The organism is Myroides sp. NP-2 (assembly GCF_014145665.1).
Taxonomy (GTDB): domain Bacteria; phylum Bacteroidota; class Bacteroidia; order Flavobacteriales; family Flavobacteriaceae; genus Flavobacterium.
The window spans coordinates 13,939-33,370 of record NZ_JACHTD010000013.1 but is presented as its reverse complement, the minus strand read 5'-3'; the positions used below and the strand labels follow the sequence as shown (position 1 = coordinate 33,370).

Here is a 19,432-nt window from a genome sequence, read left to right as displayed (position 1 = left end):
CAAGCTTACCAGTCTTTTTTGCGTTGTGAAGATACTCCTTGTGCCTCCGCTTTTTTGTCGCCTTTTTTATTCTTGTCGATTAATCGTTGTTGAACAGCCTGCTCATCGCGATTCACAGCATCTAAAATTCGCTCCATCTGCTCCTTACTCTGTTGCTGTTGAGGTGTAGGCTTTTGTTGTTGATCCTTATTCTCTTTATTGTCTCCTTGATCTTTGTTGTCATCTTGCTGATCATCTCCTTTGTTGTCTTTATTTTGATCCTGGTTTTGATCTTTATTTTGCTGATCTTGGTTATCCTTGTTGTCTTGATTATCCTTATTGTCTTGATTATCCTTATTGTCTTGATTATCCTTGTTGTCTTGATTATCCTTGTTGTCTTGATTATCCTGATTTTGGTCGTTTTGAGGATTTTCTTCATTTAATTTTTTAGCCACGGCATAATTATAGCGTGTTTCATCATCTTTTGGATTGTTTCTCAAGGCGTTTTTAAAGGCTTCTTCTGCTGCTTTATAATTCTTTTCAGCCATATAGGCATTGCCTAAATTGTGATAGGCGCTGTGTCTTGCCTCTTTTGTTGTGGCTTCTTTACTGGCTCTGCTATAGGCAGAGATCGCTTCTTTATACTGCTTTTGACGAAGTAAACTATTACCTAAATTATAGGTTGCTGTTTGCTTTTTTTCACTCTTAGAAGAAGCAATGCGATAGGCAGCTTCCGATTGATTGTACTGCTTGTGCTCATAGGATTCATTACCTACGGTTAAAGCACGACCTGCAGATTGACCAAATGAGGGCAAACTAGCAAAAAATAGAAATAGGAAAGTAAGAGATATATTTTTCATTTTGTACAAGCTATAAACATTATTCTTTTTCATTGAAGAGATTTAACTTCTTCATCCAACTCGTTTTACGTTCAAGAATAAATAAATCAATTAGAATTAATAGAAAGGCCAAGGCTAAAAACCATTGAAATTGCGATTGAAATTCTGCAATTTGTTGGGATTCGAAATCTGTTTTCTCAATTTTATTGAGTTCATTGGTTATTAGGTCTACGATTTCTTGTGTGTTTGATCCGTAAAAATACTTTCCACCCGTTGCATCAGCAATGTGTTTTAGGGTAGAAGGATCTAATTTGGTAATGACAATTTCATTGTCCCAATCTCGTTTATATTCGATTCCTTTGGCTGTGCGGATCGGAATTGGTCCTCCTTTTTCCGTTCCTACCCCAATAGTGATAATTTTAATGTTTTTGTCTTTGGCAATTTGAATTGCAGCATCGATATTCTCGCCGTGATCTTCTCCATCGGAAATCAGGATCATCACTTTGCTGGTTCGCGGGTTGTCAAAGTAGTTACTAGCCACGTGAATTGCATCCTCTAATGCGGTTCCTTGAGAGGAAACCATGTCCGTATTCATGGATTGTAGATACATTTTAGCGGCATAGTGATCTGTTGTAATGGGAAGCATGGGAAAAGCGCTTCCTGCATAGCCAACAATACCAATTCGATCGGGGCCTAAGCTATTGATAATTTGCGAAGTCAATTGCTTCATCTTCGCCAAGCGATCAGGTGCCATATCTTGTGCCAACATACTTTTAGATACGTCTAGGGTAAATACAATATCAACCCCTTGTCGTTTTACCGTAACAACACGCGTGCCTATTTTAGGATTAACTAATCCTATTACTAGGCATATGAGTGCGGCAAAGTATAAACAGGCTTTGAGTATAGGTTTGTTCGCAGATCTATTTGGCGCTAGTATTTGCAAGGCCTTAGTCGTTGCAAATGTTTTTTGCACTTTCTTCTTCCACAGTATTTCCCATACAATGAGCAATGCAATAGCGGCAATTGCAATTAGTAATAGAAAATATTTTTTGTCATCTAATTCCCACATAATGCTGTTAAATAAATCCTCTAAAAAGGGTTTTACCTAGAATAAAATCTAATGCCAGTAAAATAAAAGCTAGAAGGGCAAATAATCGGAATTTCTCCTCTGTGTTTACGTACTTCTGCTCGTCAATTTTGGTCTTTTCTAGTTGATTGATTTCCTCGTATATTTTTTTAAGACTTTCAGTATTGGTTGCTCTAAAATATTGACCACCCGTTTCTTTAGCGATCGTCTTCATTAGTGCTTCATCGAGTTCAACAGGGATTTTTTCATAAATGATTTCGCCATTTGGACGAATACCCACAGGCGATTCCGCCAATCCGTTTGTTCCTATACCAATGGTGTATATTTTAATTTTAAATTCTTTCGCAATCTGCGTGGCCATAAGAGGATCCACGGTTCCTGTATTGTTGACACCATCTGTTAATAGAATGATTACTTTACTTTTGGCAGGACTGGTTTTAATGCGGTTTATAGCCGTTGTTAACCCAACTCCAATGGCAGTTCCATCTCGTAAATCATCCGAATACTTTATATCTCTCAATGAATTTAACAATAGGGTTTTGTCACTGGTTACGGGTGTCTTTGTGTAAGCCTCCGCTGCGTAGATCACAATGCCAATACGATCCGCTACGCGCTGAGCTACGAAGTCTCCAGCAACGTGTTTTAGGGCTTCTAATCGGTTAGGCTTTAAATCTTTCGCCAACATACTTCCGGAAATATCCATGGCCATAACAATGTCAATCCCATGTGTTGCATGTATTTGATGGTCAACACTAATGACTTGTGGTCGAGCTAAAGCAACAATTAGGGCACTTAATGCCAGTGTTCTCAATACAATAGACAAAGGCAATAAGCGAACTAAAACAGTCGAATGCCCCAGAAAAGGAGCCGTTGAACTTAACTTTAGTGTTGGCTTTTGTTTCTTTTTGTTTCTATACCAAATGAAAATAACAAGAGGTAAAAGTAGAAACAACCAAAAGAATTCAGGGTTTAAAAAGGTTGCGTTTCTCATAGTTACTTATCTTGTTTGTATTGCATGGAATCAAATACCTTCTCGCTAATTGCATCTGCATATTGATCCTCTGTTTTGTGGAAAATCCACAGTTGATTCAGTACGGTTTTACTTTCATGCGTCAATACACTTTCAAAAGTAATCTTTTGGTCTTTTCCTTTCTCCGACTTGAGCAATAAGCTTCCTTTTGCCTTTAATCCTGTTAATCCAGAGGCATTTTCGAATTTTTCATGGGTAATTTCGATGCCATCTACCGTATGGTTTTTAATGATTAACTTGAGTGAGTGATCCATGATTTCTTCTTCAGAATATTTGAAGTCTTTTCCAGTTTGAATAGTACTCAAGGTAATAAAGATAGGATCACCTAGGTCACCTCCTTTGAATTGTTGAATGCTTTCAATACCGTCAATTCCACTATCGCCAACCGTTGGGTCATTTTTACGAATCAATACTTCTGGAGTGCTTACGGTTAAACCAACACCACTTCCATAGGTACTAGTAATCCATTCTTGGTTTAATAAACGCTTACTTGAGTTGAACGTGAATACGTTTAGGTTTCGCTCACTCGTACTATTTACAAGGTAAACAATACCAATAACCAACATCAATGCTCCGGAAAGCATAAGGGGAATCCCCAAACGCAGTCTTTTTCTCTTTCTTTTACGCTCTTCTCTTAATCGAATGCGCTCCGTTTGTGTGGCTGCAGAAATAGGATAAGCAGCATTGATCTCGTTGATGATTTTTTGCGTATTTGACGTGTCTGCTACAATTTCATTGTCTGCAGGTTGTGATTTTGCGAACTTTACTAAATCCGCTGTATCTAAAACGCGTTTAAATTCTTTTATAATTTTTGGATCAATTTTAATATCCTTGTCGCGCAAGGTATTTTTTAAAATTGAAATTGTTTCAAAAGTCGTTAACTCACGAGCAGAGATATCAAAAGTGTCTTCGATAAAAGCACGCGCAATATCCGTCATCTCAGAGTAATAAGGTTTAGCATTCCCTCGGGTCCAGTTCTGTTTTTCTTCTAATTCTTTTAACTTGGTCACCGCTTTTTCAAATGGCGTACTGTATTTATCGTCTTCTGTTAGGTTTTTGTCCTGTCTTCTCTTGATGAAGATATAGGCTATTACTCCTATAATAATGGATAAAATTAAAAAGGCCAAGTAGTACCAATTTGTAGAAGGTGCAGCGCCATTTTTGGAAATCGATTTAATGTCGTATAGCGGTGTTTTTAAGGTGTCAACCGCTACATTTTGTACTTCTATGCGAATAGAGTCTGTTTGAAACAGTTTTGCATCTATAATTACAGGGAGTTGAGGAATAGTAAAACTACCCTCATCAAATTGCGTCAATTCATATCTTTTGGTCAAGGTTACTACATCATCTTTTGCAACGGTATCAACGGGATATGAGTCTAAGATCTCTAATGGACCGAGTGTTTTCGTTTCGGGAAATAACACCTTGCTGTGCTTTGATGCCATTGCTCGAATGGTATATTGTATAGGCTCTCCAATTTTGATACTTGTTGTGTCAACTTTTGCTTCAAGCGGTGACTGAGCGAACATCAACGATGGAGATAACAAAAGAATAAGGACGCTTAAAAGATTGTATGTTGTTTTATTCAGTGTCATTTTATCTAGCTTTGAAATACCCTAATAATTTTTTTACATAACTCTCATCAACACGCATGTTGATTACACCAGCACCACATTTTAAGAAGGTTTTCTTGAATTGATCCTCTTGCTTGAGGAAATGAGCCGTATACTGTTGTCTCACCTCTTTGCTGCCTGTATTAATCATCTGTTCTTGTTTGCTCTCTGCATCATACACATTGATTAACCCAACATTAGGGAGTTCTTTTTCTCGTTCATCATACAAGCGAATGCCTGTAATGTCGTGTTTCTTGGCTGATATTTTTAAGGTGCTCTCGTAAGGAGGCGTAATAAAATCAGACAAGACAAAAACAATGGCTTTTTTCTTGATTACTTTAGACAGATACGACAAGGCCATGGCAAGATCGGTCTGTTGACTCTTGGGTTTGAACTCAATGAGTTCTCTAATAATGCGCAAAACATGCGTTTTTCCTTTTTTAGGAGGAACGAATAATTCAATTTGATCCGAAAACAGAATAAGGCCAATCTTATCGTTATTTTGGGTTGCCGAAAAAGCCAATGTTGCAGCTATTTCTGTGATTATTTCTTGTTTGAACGTATCTGTTGAACCAAAATTTCCCGATCCGCTGATATCCACTAAAAGCATGAGTGTCAGTTCTCGTTCTTCTTCAAAAACTTTGATATAAGGCTCGTTATAGCGCGCAGTAACATTCCAATCGATGGCGCGAACATCGTCGCCAAATTGATACTGTCGCACTTCAGAAAAAGTCATACCACGTCCCTTAAAGGAAGTGTGGTACTCCCCAGAAAAAATATGATCACTTAAACGCTTGGTTTTGATCTCAATCTTTTTTACCTTTTTTAAAATCTCTTTGGTTTCCATTGTAAAAGAATTATTCAAAAATAATTAGTGCCCAAAAGGGAATAATCCCTCCATAATAGGGATCGACTGACAGTGGAAATCCACTATGGCACTTCTATTTCGTTTACAATTTGATTGATGATATCTACAGAGGTAATACTTTCTGCTTCTGCTTCGTAAGTCACTCCAATACGGTGACGCAATACGTCAATAACTACGGCACGAACATCTTCAGGAATCACATAACCTCTGCGTTTGATAAATGCATAGCACTTCGCTGCAGTAGCTAAGTTGATACTTCCACGTGGAGATGCACCAAAACTGATCAATGGTTTTAGTTTCTCCAATTTGAATTGTTCTGGGTATCGCGTTGCAAAAATAATATCGAGTATATATTTTTCGATTTTTTCATCCATATACACCTTTTTCACTGCATCTTGCGCGCGCTTAATCTGATCCAAAGTAACTACGGGATGAATCGTTTGTCTTTCTCCAGCTAAGTTTTGGCGAATTACAAGGCGTTCTTCCTCCAACTTTGGATAATCGATAACCGTTTTTAGCATGAAACGGTCCATTTGAGCCTCCGGTAATGGGTAGGTTCCCTCTTGTTCTACGGGGTTTTGTGTGGCCATAACCAAGAACGGTTTGTCCAAGGGATACGTCGTATCACTAATGGTCACTTGTTTTTCCTGCATCGCCTCTAAAAGCGCAGATTGTACTTTTGCCGGAGCACGGTTGATCTCATCCGCTAAGATGAAATTCGCGAAAATTGGACCTTTTCGAATGGAAAAGTCGTTTTCTTTTACGTTATAAATCATCGTACCTATGACATCGGCAGGGAGTAAATCTGGCGTAAACTGAATTCGATTAAACGATCCATCTACTGCCTTAGATAAAGTGTTTATCGCGAGTGTTTTAGCTAACCCTGGTACACCTTCAAGTAAAATGTGTCCTTGTCCTAGTAATCCAATTAGTAATCGATCAATCATGTGCTTTTGACCTACAATCGCTTTGTTCATCTCCATCGTCAAGATGTCAATAAAGGCACTTTCTCTTTCTATTAGTTCATTTAATTCTCGAATATCGTAATTTGATCCGGGTGTTTCCATAATAAAAGTTTTGTCTGAAAATATCGCTCATTTAATTATTCATGCAAATTCAAAAAATATTCGCTACAAAGTTGTTAATAGATGGTTAAATCTAAAGTGGGTGTTCCATATTTGGGCATGATTTATGGGTTTCTTTTTATAATTTTAAGAACAAAAAATAATTTGCTATGATTAATAAGCGATTACTTATTAAAAACCTATTAGCCCAATATGATGAGAATAGTTTCTATGATAAGAAACGGCAGCTAAATTTACATACCAAATCGGGGAAAGCAAAATTTTTGAAGCATATTTGTGCTTTATCTAACTCAAATCCCGAAAATAATTCCTTTATTATCGTTGGTGTGGAAGATAATGCCAATGAATTGGTTGGAGTTGATTTTTATGATGATAGCAAAATTCAAAACTTAGTCAATGCGTATTTTGCCAATCCACCGAGTATTACCTACGACAATGTGACATTTACTGATTTGGCGGAGGACAAGGTAATTGGCTTAGTGACAATATCGCCAAATGCAGCGCTAACAACCTTCAAGCGAAGTATAGGAGAGATTGTAGAAGGCACGTATTTCTCGCGCGTTGGCAGTACTTCAGTACCTAATGATGTACTTATTTACAACGGCAATAAGAGCGATGTGGAGAGTATTGAAAAAAGCTCCCAAAATAATTTAAAAGACGTTCTCGACAGTGTGGTGCGCTATATGATGCAGTCATCTAAAGAAATGCATGCCAATTACAAAGTGTTTAAAGAGCAATTTGTAATCTGTTGGGTAGGCAAAAAAACAACTATTCGCGGGATTCCTTTTTACTCGCGTATGGATATTGAATTTGTCAATGAGCAAATTAAACTGTTTTACTCCTCTTTAGATGTAGTAACCCTATTTTACGACACCGAATCCTTTGTGCTCACAGAGTATCTCAATTTGGGGTTAAACGACGGCACGAGTTATTATCCATTCGAGGAGGTGCGCTTGGTTTTTTACGACAATGGCAGCTATGATATGGAGAGTAAAATGCTCTTTGAACCGCCGAAGTACAATGAAAATATTCTAGGACATATCTACCGAAATAGTGTCAAAGTAATGAATAAATTAAAGCAAGGCGAGCGATTAACCAATAAAGAGGAACGCGTTTTGAACAAATTGTGTTACAATATGATGCTCTGTTACCTCAATGGTTTCGAGCAAGCGAAGGAGCAACTAATTGAGGTTAAAGATTATTTAAAGTTCGCGAATGACCCCGAGTTGTTTATCGGCTTTAAACAAGTTATGCGTATCTTGCGAAAGCTTAAATACGAAACAGAATCTTATGAGTAGAACATTGGTTGTTGGTGATATACACGGGGGTTATAAAGGGTTAATCCAACTTTTTGAGCGAGCTAACGTAACAACAGCGGATCAGTTAATTTTTTTAGGTGATTATGTAGATGGATGGTCTGAACCCGATAAAGTAGTCGATTTTTTGCTTCAGTTAGAGCAAACGCATAGCTGTATTTTTTTAAGGGGAAATCACGAGAGTTTACTGACCCAATGGATGCTGACTAGACAGGAGAATCCTCAGTGGTTTAAAAATGGAGGAGATTCGTCTGTAAAAGCATATAAGCAACTTACAGCGGAAAAATTGGAACTCCACCTGGCTTTTTTTCAGCGCCTTCAAAATTATTATATCGACCAGGAAAATCGCTTGTTTGTCCATGCTGGTTTTACCAACCCTAGAGGAATAGAAGCTGAGTTTTTTGAAGAATACCTCTACTGGGATCGCACCTTGTGGGAAATGGTCATGGCCATGGATCCCAACCTAGATAAAGATCATCCACTATACCCTAGGCGATTGCAATTTCACAACGAAATTTTTATCGGTCATACCCCAGTTACGCATTTTGGGTTTGATGTGCCTGTTAATTTCGCTAACGTATGGAATATAGACACTGGCGCTGCTTTCTTTGGTAAAATCAGCCTTATGGATGTAGACACCAAAGCCTATTGGCAAAGTGATCGCCTCGCAGATTTATATCCAATGGAGGAAGGACGAAATCACAAATAGGGTAAAATATTATATATTTGCAAGTAAAAGTTTAGAACAAATGAAAAAAATAGTCGCAATTGCTTTTTTAATCGGTGGAATACTCGGTGCAAAAGCACAAGCTGTGAATGAAGTAAAGATCAATATTCTTAATACGATTGTTGTCCCTTCTGTAGAAGTGGGATATGAACATTTTATTGATCTCAATCAGTCCATAGGGGTAGATGTTCACTTTATGGATCGCTTTTCTTATTACCACGAGAGCAAAGCTAAAGACCAAAAGTTCAATACGACAAGTGTAGCCTTGAATTATAAATATTACTTTGGCGGGAATAATGGTGCCAATGGAAGTGGATATTCCGTTTCCCCTTTTTTAAAGTACCGCTTTGGTAATTTTAAAGAAGATAAGTATGTTGCGGAGTTGGATGATGTTCGTCGTGTAAAAACAGATATGAACAGCTTTATTGTGGGAATCGGAGTAGGATACAAATGGACAATGGGTGATTCTTTTGCGATTGAGCCTTTTGCAAATATTGCCAGAAACTTTAGTAGCGAAGTTAACGATCGTTTTTCTGCTATTGAATTCAATGCAGGTGTGATGATTGGGTATCGCTTTTAAGCAGATCAAAGAAAATATATAAAAAAAAGACGTCAATTTGACGTCTTTTTTTTGTAGCTATATTAGATTAAAAATCAAATTTAATGCCTTGAGCTAATGGAAGTTGACTTCCGTAGTTAATTGTATTGGTTTGTCTTCTCATGTAAGCTTTCCAAGCATCAGATCCAGACTCACGTCCTCCACCTGTTTCTTTTTCACCTCCAAAAGCTCCACCAATTTCAGCACCTGAAGTACCAATATTAACGTTAGCAATTCCACAATCAGAACCTGCATGAGAAAGGAATAATTCCATTTCGCGCATGCTGTTTGTAAAGATTGAAGAAGACAGTCCTTGAGGCACGCCATTTTGCATGTCAATTGCTTCTTCGATTGTGCTGTATTTCATCACGTATAAAATAGGAGCGAATGTCTCTGCTTGAACGATATCAAATTCATTTTTTGCTTCAATAATACACGGTTTTACATAACAACCACTCTCATATCCAGCTCCTTCTACTACACCACCTTCCACGATGATTTTTCCACCTTCTTTTTTAGCTTGCTCAATTGCGTTTAAGTAATCTTGAACAGCTCCTTTATCGATAAGTGGACCTACGTGATTTGTAGCGTCTAATGGGTTTCCAATTTTCAATTGAGCGTATGCGCTTTGCAATACTTGGATTGTTTTATCGTATACACTTTCGTGTATAATTAAACGACGAGTAGACGTACAACGTTGTCCTGCAGTACCAACTGCTCCGAATACAGCTCCAACTAATACCATGTTGATGTCTGCATGTTCAGAAACGATGATTGCGTTGTTTCCTCCTAATTCTAAGATCGTATTTCCGAAACGCTCAGCCACTGTTTTAGATACGTGACGTCCAATACGCGTTGATCCTGTGAAAGATACTAATGGAATTCTGTGGTCGTTATTCATTAAATCTCCACATTCATTTCCAATTACTAAGTTACAAACTCCTTCTTGTATATCGTTTGCTTTGAACACTTTAGCAATGATGTTTTGACAAGCCACGGCACATAAAGGTGTTTTTGAACTTGGTTTCCATACACATACATCTCCACAAACCCAAGCAATCATTGTATTCCAGCTCCATACAGCCACAGGGAAGTTGAAAGCAGAAATAATACCTACAATTCCAATTGGATGCCATTGCTCATACATTCTGTGCATTGGTCTTTCAGAGTGCATTGTTAAACCGTATAACTGACGTGATAATCCCACTGCGAAATCACAGATATCGATCATTTCTTGAACCTCACCTAAACCTTCTTGTAAACTTTTACCCATTTCATAAGAAACAAGTTTTCCAAGGTGTTCTTTATTGTTGCGTAATTCTTCTCCGATTTGACGAACGATTTCTCCTCTTTTCGGTGCAGGAACTAATTTCCAAGATTTATAAGCCTCTTGTGCTGTTTGCATTACTTTTTCGTAATCTTCTGCCGTTGTAGCCTTTACTTTTCCTATTAATTCACCAGTTGCAGGCGAGTATGATTCGATAATTCTTCCGTTAGAAAATGAGTTTAAACCTGTTGAAGTTCCGTTGTTTACCTCTTCAAGTCCTAAATGCTTCATCGCATCCAAAATTCCAAATTGGTCATTTGTTGTTGCCATTATTCTTCTTTTATAGTTTATAAGATAGTTCTTCGCTAAGATATAAAAATAATTTTAGCAAAGAGGTGTTAATAAAAACACTTCATTTTGCTATATTATTAAGTTGTTGACAAATATTTGAAATAAATGCAACTTTTATTTTGTGCTAATTGTGAAAATCTAATTAGGTTGTTAGTTTAAGGGAAAAGATTCGCTTACCAAAAAAAAAGCGACTGTTTTTTTGTCGTTTTTACGAGGGATATAGCCCCTATGAAACGGGGTCCATTACACAGGCGCAATGGGCGCATGTGCGCAGTTCTTCTGAACTGTAAAACGCTTTAAAATGGGGTAAAAAATCTTTTTCTATATCGGTCAATTCAAAGTATACTTCGTATAATTTCTCGTTGCAGTTTTCACAATACCAAATCAAGCCATCTTTTGCATGAGGATCTTTGCGTTTGGTCTCTACAACTAAACCTACGGAATTAGCTGTTCGAATGGGAGAATGGGGCATTTTGGCTGGCAATAAAAAAATGTCACCCGGATTTAAGGTAATGCGCTTTCTCTCTCCATCTTCTTGAATGTCAATATAGATCGTTCCTTCCAGTTGAAAGAAAAATTCCTCATTCTCATTGTAGTGGAAATCTTTTCGGTTGTTAGGTCCTCCAACCACCATGATGATATAGTCTTTGGCATCGACAAAGAGACTTTTATTGGATACAGGTGGTTTCAGTAGGTCTTTATTTTCGCTGACCCACTGTAAAAGATTAAAGGCTACGGCATTACTCATAGGATAAAAATGCGTTTAGTTACTTCTACTCAACCAATTTTGAGGGTTGTCAATATTGGAGTTGTGCGAAAGTAAGAATTTTAAAACAGTTTTTCCAGTGCTGTTGGTGTTAATTGTTCCGATCGTTTGCTTGAGACTTACTTTATCTCCTTTCTGTACCGTTACATCACGCAAATTTTGGTAAACTGTTATATAATCCCCATGTTGAATTAAGACTGCTTTATTTCCGCCGGACAACACTTGTACTTGTAGGACTTCGCCTTCGAAAATAGCTCTCGCTTTTGCGTTAGATTCTGTGGTAATTTCCACTCCACTGTTGTGAATCGTCAAATGAGTTTGCACAGGGTGAGGCTGGTCGCCATAAGCCAAAGAAATATATCCTTTTTCTACAGGCCAAGGTAGTTTACCGCGATTGGCTTTGAAGTTATCAGCTACTAATTTACCCTCTGGTGTTAGTTCGAAGGTAGCAGCGGCAGCCGTTGTTGCTGTAGATTTTGTTGTAGATTTACCTGCTTTTGCCGCAGCTTCTCTCGCTTTGCGGTTCGCCTCCTCAATCGCTTCGCGAATCAACTGTTTTATTTTGCGATCAATCGCTTTTGTCTCGTCTTGTTTTTTCTTGATCTGTTCATTGAACTTTTTCTGATCCTTTTTAACTATGGACACAAGATCTTGTTGTGCAGTTAAATCTTGTTGAAGGGCCTTTTCGTTGGCTTGTTGTTCTGCTAAAAGCTTGCGTTGTTTTTCTTTTTCAACTTCTAACTTAGCTAAGGCTTCTTTTAAAAGAACTGTTTTTTCCTTGAGTTCTTCTCCTTGTTGTTTTCTGAAATCTGCGTATTGCTTGAGGTACTGCACGCGTTTGTACGCCTGAAAAAAGTTTTCAGACGACAGAATAAACATCATTTTACTTTGATTCGAACGACTCTTGTACGCTTTTACAATGGTTTGCGCATAATCTTTTTTCAATTGCTCTAGCTCTTTTGCTAAGGCATTTGCTTCTTTTTGATTGATGGCTATGGTATTGTTGGTGATGTTAATCTGCTTGCGCACGTTGTTGATCAATTGCTTGTTTAAGGTAACCTTGCGATTGATCTCTTCAATTTCCGCCAAAATATTGCGCTCCTTGGTCTGCTCTCTATGAAGGAGTTGCTGAACAGACTTAATCTCAATGATAATCTGTTGTTTTCTGCGCTCTAACTGTTCTTGCGTCTCTTTCTGCTGGGCACACATAGGTAATGCCATTAAAATGAACAATATAGAGCAGTAGGTTTTCTTCATAGCGGTGTACTTCTTAAGCCATACAATATTACGGATTTTTTTACAATTTAATCATTTTGTATCCTTTTGGAACACTATAATTTAGATGTAAATCTTCGTTAAATGAAACTTTTCTATAACGAATATCCAAATTTATGGTTTTTTCTCCTTCTTCTGCTAAAATATTTACTTCCGTAGGTACAATAAATTGCTTGATTTTTTGATATCCTGGATAGGAAATTGTTACTTTTCGATTTGAATCGCGTTCTTCAATCGCCTCCTTCTTCAGTAAACTATTTTCGTCCTCGAAAAAGTAAGTAGACTGGAGTTCTTCTTGTTCTAAAGTGCTCAATTTGTGTAGACCATCCTCAATTGTTGCAATAAATGCTTTGCTTTCTTGACTGTCTAAGACTTGACCTAAGAGCAAGTTTTGTAAGCGATTAAAATTGATATCTGTTCCTACAAATCGCGTTAAAACATCAAATCCGCCTTGGAATGCCGTTTCATCTAGTTTGTTGTAGTACTGTACCTGTTCTGGGGTAATCAGTGATTTGAAAATCAGAATATCCGCGTAGCGAATATTGATCTGAATCTGCTTGTCTTTTTCGATTAATACTTCAATCCCCACTTTTCTATTTTCGTAACGATCTTTATATTGCGCGCTTCCTTGAAGAAAGGCAGTTTGGAATTGTTGTGCATTTTTTGCGTGATCGTTCAAGACCACTAAAGCTGTTTTTTCCTTTTTCGCATCTGCTTCACGCAAGAGAAATCCTTCGCCTCCTTTTTTACAACCGATAAACAGTATACTCGTTAGGAATATCAATGCAATTTTTCTCATATTATCTGTAAGTCTTGTGATTTGTTAATCGAATATAGATAAAAAAAATCCGTTTTAAAGAAATTTAAAACGGATTTAATATTTTTTAGTCTAAAACGGAATAATCTCCAAGGCTAATATTGGTGTGATTGCCATTGTATTTTGCGTGATTACCAATCATGGCATTGTCTAAGTTTGCATGAGCAATGTAGGCATTTGTTTGGATCAAGCTATTTTTTATTGTTGCGTGTTCAACTACAGAATGATCGCCTAAGGAAACATTGGGGCCTATGGTTGCATTTTTTAATACAACGTGATCACCAATATAGCAAGGTGGGATAATTGTACTGTTTTCCAATTGAACTGAAGCCGACACATAGTTGGCGTTTTCAGCTTCTAAGAAGTTCAACATTCTATTGTTGGTATCAACTGTTACGTCTTTGTTTCCGCAGTCCATCCACTCTGCTACGGTACCTGGAACAAAGCGCATGCCTTTTTGTTTCATATTCTCTAAGGCATCGGTTAATTGATATTCACCTCCTTTAATAATGTTGTTATCCAACAAATATTCCAATTCTTTGCGCAAGGTTTCTCCGCTTTTAAAGTAGTAAATCCCAATAATAGCAAGATCGGAAACAAAAGTAGCTGGTTTTTCTACGAAATCGACGATTTCATTTTTGTCGTTTAATTGTACCACGCCAAACGCACTAGGATCTTCCACTTGTTTCACCCAAATAACGCTATCTGCAGTCTTGTCTAGATTAAAATCAGCGCGGAATAAGGTATCAGCATAAGCCACGACGATAGGTCCTGTCATACTTTCCTTCGCACATAAAATGGCGTGTGCGGTTCCCAAAGCCTCATTTTGATAGCATATAGTTCCTTTTGCACCTAATTTTTCAGCGATGGCAATCAGGTCTTTTTCAGTTTGCTTACCAAAGCTTTCGTGTATGATGAATGCAATTTCTTCAATTTTATCTTGTAGTACTTTCGCAATATCTTCCACCAAGCGGTGTACGATTGGTTTTCCTGCGATCGGAATTAAAGGTTTAGGCGTAGTAAGGGTATGGGGGCGTAAACGTGATCCACGTCCAGCCATAGGTACAATGATTCTCATTTTGTTTATATCAAGCTTAATTTATTCTTATTTTATTCCAGTACTGCCAAATCCACCAGCGCCACGTTCTGTTTCAGAAAGAACTTCCGTGTTTTCCCATTGGATTTGCTCGTATTTTGCTATGACCATCTGCGCTATGCGCTCTCCATTTTCAATAACAAAAGGCTCATTTGATAAATTTACGAGAATAATACCAATTTCTCCTCGGTAATCTGCATCAATTGTTCCAGGAGAATTCAATAAAGTAATTCCCTTCTTTGCAGCTAAACCACTTCGAGGCCTAATTTGTGCTTCGTATCCCTCAGGTAATTCAATAAAAAGTCCAGTCGGCACGATTGCTCTCTCCAAACTGTTCAGCGTTATGGGTGCCGACAGATTCGCTCGTAGGTCCATACCAGCCGATTGTGAAGTTTCATAATGAGGCAAAGCGTGGTTTGATTTATTTATAATTTTTACTGCTGTCATAAAAATAGTATTAAAAATATGGCGACAAAGATAACGGTTTGTTCTGACAATTAGCTTGTGATGAGTGAGTTTTCCACCTAAGATTGGCCGAATAAAAGCACTTGGTTATTGGCCAAGGAAATTGTAAAAAGGAAGTTAAGTCCTATAAAATTTTGTACTTTCGTTTTTATTTCCCTTATGCAAGACAACCGAAAAATATTTTCCTTACACGCGATTCTCAATCGAGTACAGCAGGTTTTTGATGAACTCATGCTAGGGAAATTCTTTTGGGTAAAAGTAGAAGTGCTCAAAGTAAACAAGGATCGCAAGGGACACTATTATTTAGAATTAGTAGAACAAGTTGAGGATCAGGTATTGGCAAAATGTCGGGCGACAATTTGGAGCAGGCATGTTGAGCGCTGTGTCATCGAAGGAGGAGAGGATTTAGAAAAAGTAGTCAAAGAAGGTGCAGAAATCTTATGCTATGGCGAAGCGATTTTTCATCCTGTTTACGGATTCTCTCTGCAGGTGATTCACGTAGATTATGCATTTAGTTTAGGGGAAATTGAACGAAAAAAGCAACAAACCTTACTGCAGTTGGACCAAAGAGGATTGCTTTCACTCAATAAGGGTCGATCCCATCCGTTGGTCATTCAACATATTGCGGTAGTCGCTTCAGTAGGCACTTCGGGATACGAGGATTTTGTACAGCATTTGGAGCAAAATCCACATCATTTTTCGTTTGTGTTGACCTGTTACGATACCCAAGTACAAGGAGAAGGCGCTGTGACTAGTTTACTGCGACAGTTGGAGGTTGTTTCTAAAGGTGATTTTGATGCGGTAGTCATTATTCGTGGAGGCGGATCTAAATTTGATTTGGATGTTTTTAACGCTATTCAGGTTGCTGAAAAAATAGCGCAAATGCCCTTTGCCGTTTTTACGGGTATTGGACATGAAACCGATCGTACCGTGGCTGATGATGTCGCGCATACTGCTTTTAAAACGCCAAGTGCTGTGGCTTCTTTTATTCTTTCTTTGGCCTTTGAGTTTGCCATGTCAATTGCACAAGGCACACAGGCTTTACTTGATTATACTGCGCGTATTCTGAAACAGCATACCTCCAAATTGGCACAACTAGAAGATAATGTCGGTCGAATCAGCAAATTTAGAATAAGTGAAAGTCAATCTTATTTAGATGGGCAGACAACGGAACTAGACTATGTGATTAAACAACTGATACAACGGTCAGCCAGTGACTTGCGCTTTGTTGAATTGGCAATTGAAACCGAGGTACATACACAGGTAAAGAAACGAAAAAACGAACTCAAAGACCGATCAACTCGCTTGGCGCTATGGGCAAAGCAAAACCTAGGACTGGAACAACAAAAAATGGGTAGTACACAAGAGATGATTGTCGCTCGTTTGCGCTATAAACTCGCCCAATCAAAAGCAACGCTTGTGCAGATGGAAGAAATTTTATCCCTTTACAATCTTGAGCATCTGTTGAAAAAAGGATTTGCTGTGGTTCGCCATCAAGGGAAAGTGCTGCACGCTAGTACGCCCTTGTCAACTGGAGATACAGTGGATGTAATGATATATAACAAAACCTATCGCATAGTGATAGGAAGCATAGAAGAAATTGAACAATGGAAAAACTTACTTATGAACGAGCAGCAGACGAATTAGATCAAATTCTAACTGCCCTAAAAAACGACGAAGTTACTGTGGATGAACTAGCTGAAAAGGTGGAACGCGCTTCTCAGTTGATTGTCTTTTGCAAGAAGAAATTAATGGCCACAGAAGAGAAAATAGAGAAGATTATACACAAATTGGAGCAATAAAAAAGGTTCGGAAATAGTTCCGAACCTTTTTTATTGGGTATATTAGTTTGAATACTTAGTTGGATCTTGGCTATTGGCAATAAACTGTCTTACATCATCTGATGAAGGAAGTTCAAATACTTCTAAATGGAAATAGTCAATAGCGGCCAAGACGTGATCAAATATATCCGCCATTACAGTTTCGTAAAAGGCCCAAACAGTACTGTTGGTAAACATATACAATTCGATGGGCAAACCGTGTTCTGTGGGTTGCAAATGGCGGACCATTAGGTGATATTCCTTGTGTATGTTTGGATTTTGTTGAGTATAACGCAATACATATGCTCGAAATAAACCAATATTAGTCATGCGGCGTCCGTTGATTGGCATGGATTGATCGGCATTGGTATTGTGATTGTATTCGTCAATTTCTTTTTGTCTTTCTTCAATATAGGGCTTTAAGAGCTGAATTTTCTTTAGCTCATTAATTTCAGCAGGTTCTAAAAAGCGAATAGACGACATTTTGATGTTGATGCTTCGCTTGATTCTTCGTCCACCAGATACCTGCATGCCACGGTAATTCTTAAAGGAATCACTGATGAGCAAATAAGTAGGGATTGTTGTAATGGTTTTGTCGAAGTTCTGCACTTTTACAGTACTTAGGTTAATTTCCAATACTGTTCCATCCGCGCCGAATTTTGCCATTTCAATCCAGTCTCCCACGCGAACCATATCATTGGTAGATACTTGTATACTGGCAACAAATCCCATAATGGTATCTTTGAAAACGAGCATCAAGATAGCCGAGGCAGCTCCTAAGGATACTAGAAAGGTCACAGGATCTTTGCCTGTAATAGTCGAAAAGATAATCACACCAGCAAAGAAGTAGAGGAAGATGCTCGCTACTTGGCTATAGCTGTCGATCGGCTTATCCGCTAAACGAGGTTTCGTTTTGGCATAATCTCTAACGGTTCGAATGATCGAACGACAAAGCAAGGTAATAACGATGACAAATAAGAGATTTGTTATCGTTAATACCGCCTTTATTACCCCTGGGAACCCCATAAAAAAGATGGGGAATAAAATACGTGCTAATGCAACAGGAATAAAGTGAGTAATATTGTGTAACACTTTATTGTTGATAATCAGATCATCGAGTTTTGTCTTACTTCGGGATGCGTATTTTCGAGCAATGACGATGAATATGTTTTTTAAAATATAATCTAACGTATACATAACGAGTGAAAACGCAAGTAATAATGCGATTGTCGTTACAACGTGGGTTTCGTGTTCATTCAATTGTAAAAAACGCAGGTAATCAAAGAACCATTTGTAGATGACATTTAGTTCACTAAAGTCCATAATTTCTTGTATGTTCTGTTGATTAAGGGTGGAAAGAAACATGTAATTTGTTTTTTAGTTTTGGAATTGCAAGATAAGCAATATAAATGGGTTTCTGTGTTAATGAAGTGGGAAAACAAGTATAAAGACAAGAAAATATTTAAAAAAAGTGCTATAATTTAGTAGTTATAGCACTTTTTTTTAAAGGGTGTTGTGATTTTTATAATTGATTCAACATTTCATTAATCTTGTCTAAATTAGGGGTAAGGATAACTTCGATACGTCTGTTTTTTGCTTTTCCCTCATTTGAGGTATTGCTCATTAAAGGAGCGTATTCACCTCGTCCTGCAGCTGTAAGATTCTTTTTGTCGATGGCGTTATTCTCAGATAAGATGGAAACTATGGCCAAGGCGCGCTTGGTCGATAAGTCCCAGTTATTTTGTACTCCCTCTCCTAAATTACCCAAAACTTTATCGTTGTCAGTATGTCCTTCAATGAGTACAGAAATGTCAGGATTGCTGGCGAGCACTTTTCCCAATTCCACCACTGCTCGACGTCCGTCGTCATTTACCGTCCAACTACCAGATTTGAATAACAGTTTATTTTCCATGGAAACATATACTTTTCCGTTTTTTTGTTCGATGGTTAACCCTTTTCCTTCAAAGACATTCAAGGCCTGTGATAAGTTATCTCTCAGTGCTTTCATCGACTTGTCGTTCGCCGCTAGAATTCCTTCTAACTCCTGAATGCGTTGCGATTTTAAATCCAATTCTGCTTGTGATTTTGCCAATCGCGCAGCTTCCGCTTGAAGTGATTCTTCACTGTGTTTTTCGAGATTAGTATAGGAATGTTGCAATTCTTGTAGTCGATGTTGAGCAGCAGCAATTTCCGCGTTTAGGTTCTGTCTTTCTTGTTGTAAATCTTTCAACTGTTGAGCTAACTGTTTTTTAGCGAGCTCTAAGTCAGTCATCGAACTGTTTAAAGTCGCTAAATCATTCGCCAATTGTTCATTTTCATCAAGAATACTTTGAAAATTGGCATCGAGTTCATTATATAACCTTCTTGTCACACAAGAGGAGAGTAGAGTTAGGGCAAGTAAGCCAAAAGCGCATTTTTTAATCATGTAGT

General features: G+C 37.9%; 19 protein-coding genes. 5 read left to right on the top strand and 14 right to left on the bottom strand.

The genetic code is table 11. From position 1 onward, the window contains the following. Positions 1-5: 5 nt before the first annotated feature. From H4K35_RS12660 to H4K35_RS12635, 6 genes are all read right to left on the bottom strand, one after another. Positions 6-872: a tetratricopeptide repeat protein gene (locus H4K35_RS12660; RefSeq protein WP_255492467.1), complete on the bottom strand. Its 867-nt coding sequence runs from the start codon at positions 870-872 to the stop codon at positions 6-8. Further along, a complete protein-coding gene (locus tag H4K35_RS12655; RefSeq protein WP_182628333.1) occupies positions 859-1,890 on the bottom strand; it encodes a VWA domain-containing protein in 1,032 nt (343 codons plus the stop codon). The genes H4K35_RS12660 and H4K35_RS12655 overlap by 14 nt, the downstream gene beginning before the upstream one ends. Positions 1,891-1,897: 7 nt before the next feature. Next, on the bottom strand, positions 1,898-2,899 hold the full coding sequence (locus tag H4K35_RS12650; RefSeq protein ID WP_182628332.1) for a VWA domain-containing protein: 1,002 nt from the start codon (positions 2,897-2,899) through the stop codon (positions 1,898-1,900). Positions 2,900-2,901: 2 nt separating this feature from the next. Continuing rightward, positions 2,902-4,533 carry a hypothetical protein gene (locus H4K35_RS12645; protein ID WP_182628331.1) on the bottom strand — a complete coding sequence of 544 codons (1,632 nt, stop codon included), beginning with the start codon at positions 4,531-4,533 and terminating at the stop codon, positions 2,902-2,904. 1 nt (position 4,534) lies between these two features. Beyond that, on the bottom strand, positions 4,535-5,398 hold the full coding sequence (locus H4K35_RS12640) for a DUF58 domain-containing protein (protein WP_182628330.1): 864 nt from the start codon (positions 5,396-5,398) through the stop codon (positions 4,535-4,537). Positions 5,399-5,481: 83 nt separating this feature from the next. Further along, positions 5,482-6,486 (bottom strand): MoxR family ATPase, encoded by a 1,005-nt coding sequence (locus H4K35_RS12635; RefSeq protein WP_182628329.1) that lies wholly within the window; start codon positions 6,484-6,486, stop codon positions 5,482-5,484. 167 nt (positions 6,487-6,653) lie between these two features. Here H4K35_RS12635 and H4K35_RS12630 point away from each other — a divergent pair, with 167 nt between their 5' ends. From H4K35_RS12630 to H4K35_RS12620, 3 genes are read left to right on the top strand one after another with little or no spacing between them, the layout of a single operon-like run. Beyond that, a complete protein-coding gene (locus H4K35_RS12630; RefSeq protein WP_182628328.1) occupies positions 6,654-7,802 on the top strand; it encodes a DUF5929 domain-containing protein in 1,149 nt (382 codons plus the stop codon). Then, positions 7,795-8,529, top strand: coding sequence for a metallophosphoesterase family protein (locus H4K35_RS12625; protein ID WP_182628327.1), 735 nt, complete (start codon positions 7,795-7,797; stop codon positions 8,527-8,529). Before H4K35_RS12630 ends, H4K35_RS12625 begins: the two co-directional genes overlap by 8 nt. A gap of 40 nt (positions 8,530-8,569) precedes the next feature. Further along, positions 8,570-9,127, top strand: coding sequence for a DUF3575 domain-containing protein (locus H4K35_RS12620; protein WP_182628326.1), 558 nt, complete (start codon positions 8,570-8,572; stop codon positions 9,125-9,127). Between the two features lie 67 nt (positions 9,128-9,194). On the opposite strand, the gene H4K35_RS12615 is transcribed toward H4K35_RS12620, so the two are convergent. From H4K35_RS12615 to dut, 6 genes are all read right to left on the bottom strand, one after another. Further along, complete coding sequence (locus tag H4K35_RS12615) at positions 9,195-10,742, bottom strand: aldehyde dehydrogenase family protein (protein ID WP_182628325.1); 1,548 nt, start codon at positions 10,740-10,742, stop codon at positions 9,195-9,197. A 247-nt stretch (positions 10,743-10,989) separates the two neighbouring features. Beyond that, positions 10,990-11,511, bottom strand: coding sequence for a 3-hydroxyanthranilate 3,4-dioxygenase (locus H4K35_RS12610; RefSeq protein ID WP_182628324.1), 522 nt, complete (start codon positions 11,509-11,511; stop codon positions 10,990-10,992). Between the two features lie 15 nt (positions 11,512-11,526). Continuing rightward, positions 11,527-12,786, bottom strand: coding sequence for a murein hydrolase activator EnvC (locus tag H4K35_RS12605; RefSeq protein WP_182628323.1), 1,260 nt, complete (start codon positions 12,784-12,786; stop codon positions 11,527-11,529). Positions 12,787-12,826: 40 nt separating this feature from the next. Beyond that, positions 12,827-13,603, bottom strand: coding sequence for a DUF4292 domain-containing protein (locus tag H4K35_RS12600; protein WP_182628322.1), 777 nt, complete (start codon positions 13,601-13,603; stop codon positions 12,827-12,829). 85 nt (positions 13,604-13,688) lie between these two features. Further along, entirely contained in the window at positions 13,689-14,699 is a 1,011-nt protein-coding gene (locus H4K35_RS12595) for a sugar phosphate nucleotidyltransferase (protein ID WP_182628321.1), read from the bottom strand. A gap of 27 nt (positions 14,700-14,726) precedes the next feature. After that, entirely contained in the window at positions 14,727-15,164 is a 438-nt protein-coding gene (dut, locus tag H4K35_RS12590) for a dUTP diphosphatase (protein WP_182628320.1), read from the bottom strand. 177 nt (positions 15,165-15,341) lie between these two features. Here dut and xseA point away from each other — a divergent pair, with 177 nt between their 5' ends. After that, positions 15,342-16,829 (top strand): exodeoxyribonuclease VII large subunit, encoded by a 1,488-nt coding sequence (gene xseA / locus H4K35_RS12585; RefSeq protein ID WP_182628319.1) that lies wholly within the window; start codon positions 15,342-15,344, stop codon positions 16,827-16,829. Next, a complete protein-coding gene (xseB, locus tag H4K35_RS12580) occupies positions 16,790-16,984 on the top strand; it encodes an exodeoxyribonuclease VII small subunit (RefSeq protein WP_182628318.1) in 195 nt (64 codons plus the stop codon). The genes xseA and xseB overlap by 40 nt, the downstream gene beginning before the upstream one ends. Before the next feature lie 42 nt (positions 16,985-17,026). Here xseB and H4K35_RS12575 read toward each other — a convergent pair whose 3' ends face one another. Beyond that, complete coding sequence (locus tag H4K35_RS12575; RefSeq protein WP_182628317.1) at positions 17,027-18,367, bottom strand: mechanosensitive ion channel family protein; 1,341 nt, start codon at positions 18,365-18,367, stop codon at positions 17,027-17,029. A 157-nt stretch (positions 18,368-18,524) separates the two neighbouring features. After that, positions 18,525-19,427: an OmpA family protein gene (locus tag H4K35_RS12570; protein WP_182628316.1), complete on the bottom strand. Its 903-nt coding sequence runs from the start codon at positions 19,425-19,427 to the stop codon at positions 18,525-18,527. Between the last annotated feature and the right edge of the window lie 5 nt (positions 19,428-19,432).

What these genes read in the sequence shown, in the direction of transcription:
- H4K35_RS12660 (WP_255492467.1), bottom strand. Translation starts at nt 872, where the DNA reads ATGAAAAAGAATAATGTTTATAGCTTGTACAAAATGAAAAATATATCT.
- H4K35_RS12655 (WP_182628333.1), bottom strand. Translation starts at nt 1,890, where the DNA reads ATGTGGGAATTAGATGACAAAAAATATTTTCTATTACTAATTGCAATT.
- H4K35_RS12650 (WP_182628332.1), bottom strand. Translation starts at nt 2,899, where the DNA reads ATGAGAAACGCAACCTTTTTAAACCCTGAATTCTTTTGGTTGTTTCTA.
- H4K35_RS12645 (WP_182628331.1), bottom strand. Translation starts at nt 4,533, where the DNA reads ATGACACTGAATAAAACAACATACAATCTTTTAAGCGTCCTTATTCTT.
- H4K35_RS12640 (WP_182628330.1), bottom strand. Translation starts at nt 5,398, where the DNA reads ATGGAAACCAAAGAGATTTTAAAAAAGGTAAAAAAGATTGAGATCAAA.
- H4K35_RS12635 (WP_182628329.1), bottom strand. Translation starts at nt 6,486, where the DNA reads ATGGAAACACCCGGATCAAATTACGATATTCGAGAATTAAATGAACTA.
- H4K35_RS12630 (WP_182628328.1), top strand. Translation starts at nt 6,654, where the DNA reads ATGATTAATAAGCGATTACTTATTAAAAACCTATTAGCCCAATATGAT.
- H4K35_RS12625 (WP_182628327.1), top strand. Translation starts at nt 7,795, where the DNA reads ATGAGTAGAACATTGGTTGTTGGTGATATACACGGGGGTTATAAAGGG.
- H4K35_RS12620 (WP_182628326.1), top strand. Translation starts at nt 8,570, where the DNA reads ATGAAAAAAATAGTCGCAATTGCTTTTTTAATCGGTGGAATACTCGGT.
- H4K35_RS12615 (WP_182628325.1), bottom strand. Translation starts at nt 10,742, where the DNA reads ATGGCAACAACAAATGACCAATTTGGAATTTTGGATGCGATGAAGCAT.
- H4K35_RS12610 (WP_182628324.1), bottom strand. Translation starts at nt 11,511, where the DNA reads ATGAGTAATGCCGTAGCCTTTAATCTTTTACAGTGGGTCAGCGAAAAT.
- H4K35_RS12605 (WP_182628323.1), bottom strand. Translation starts at nt 12,786, where the DNA reads ATGAAGAAAACCTACTGCTCTATATTGTTCATTTTAATGGCATTACCT.
- H4K35_RS12600 (WP_182628322.1), bottom strand. Translation starts at nt 13,603, where the DNA reads ATGAGAAAAATTGCATTGATATTCCTAACGAGTATACTGTTTATCGGT.
- H4K35_RS12595 (WP_182628321.1), bottom strand. Translation starts at nt 14,699, where the DNA reads ATGAGAATCATTGTACCTATGGCTGGACGTGGATCACGTTTACGCCCC.
- dut (WP_182628320.1), bottom strand. Translation starts at nt 15,164, where the DNA reads ATGACAGCAGTAAAAATTATAAATAAATCAAACCACGCTTTGCCTCAT.
- xseA (WP_182628319.1), top strand. Translation starts at nt 15,342, where the DNA reads ATGCAAGACAACCGAAAAATATTTTCCTTACACGCGATTCTCAATCGA.
- xseB (WP_182628318.1), top strand. Translation starts at nt 16,790, where the DNA reads ATGGAAAAACTTACTTATGAACGAGCAGCAGACGAATTAGATCAAATT.
- H4K35_RS12575 (WP_182628317.1), bottom strand. Translation starts at nt 18,367, where the DNA reads ATGTTTCTTTCCACCCTTAATCAACAGAACATACAAGAAATTATGGAC.
- H4K35_RS12570 (WP_182628316.1), bottom strand. Translation starts at nt 19,427, where the DNA reads ATGATTAAAAAATGCGCTTTTGGCTTACTTGCCCTAACTCTACTCTCC.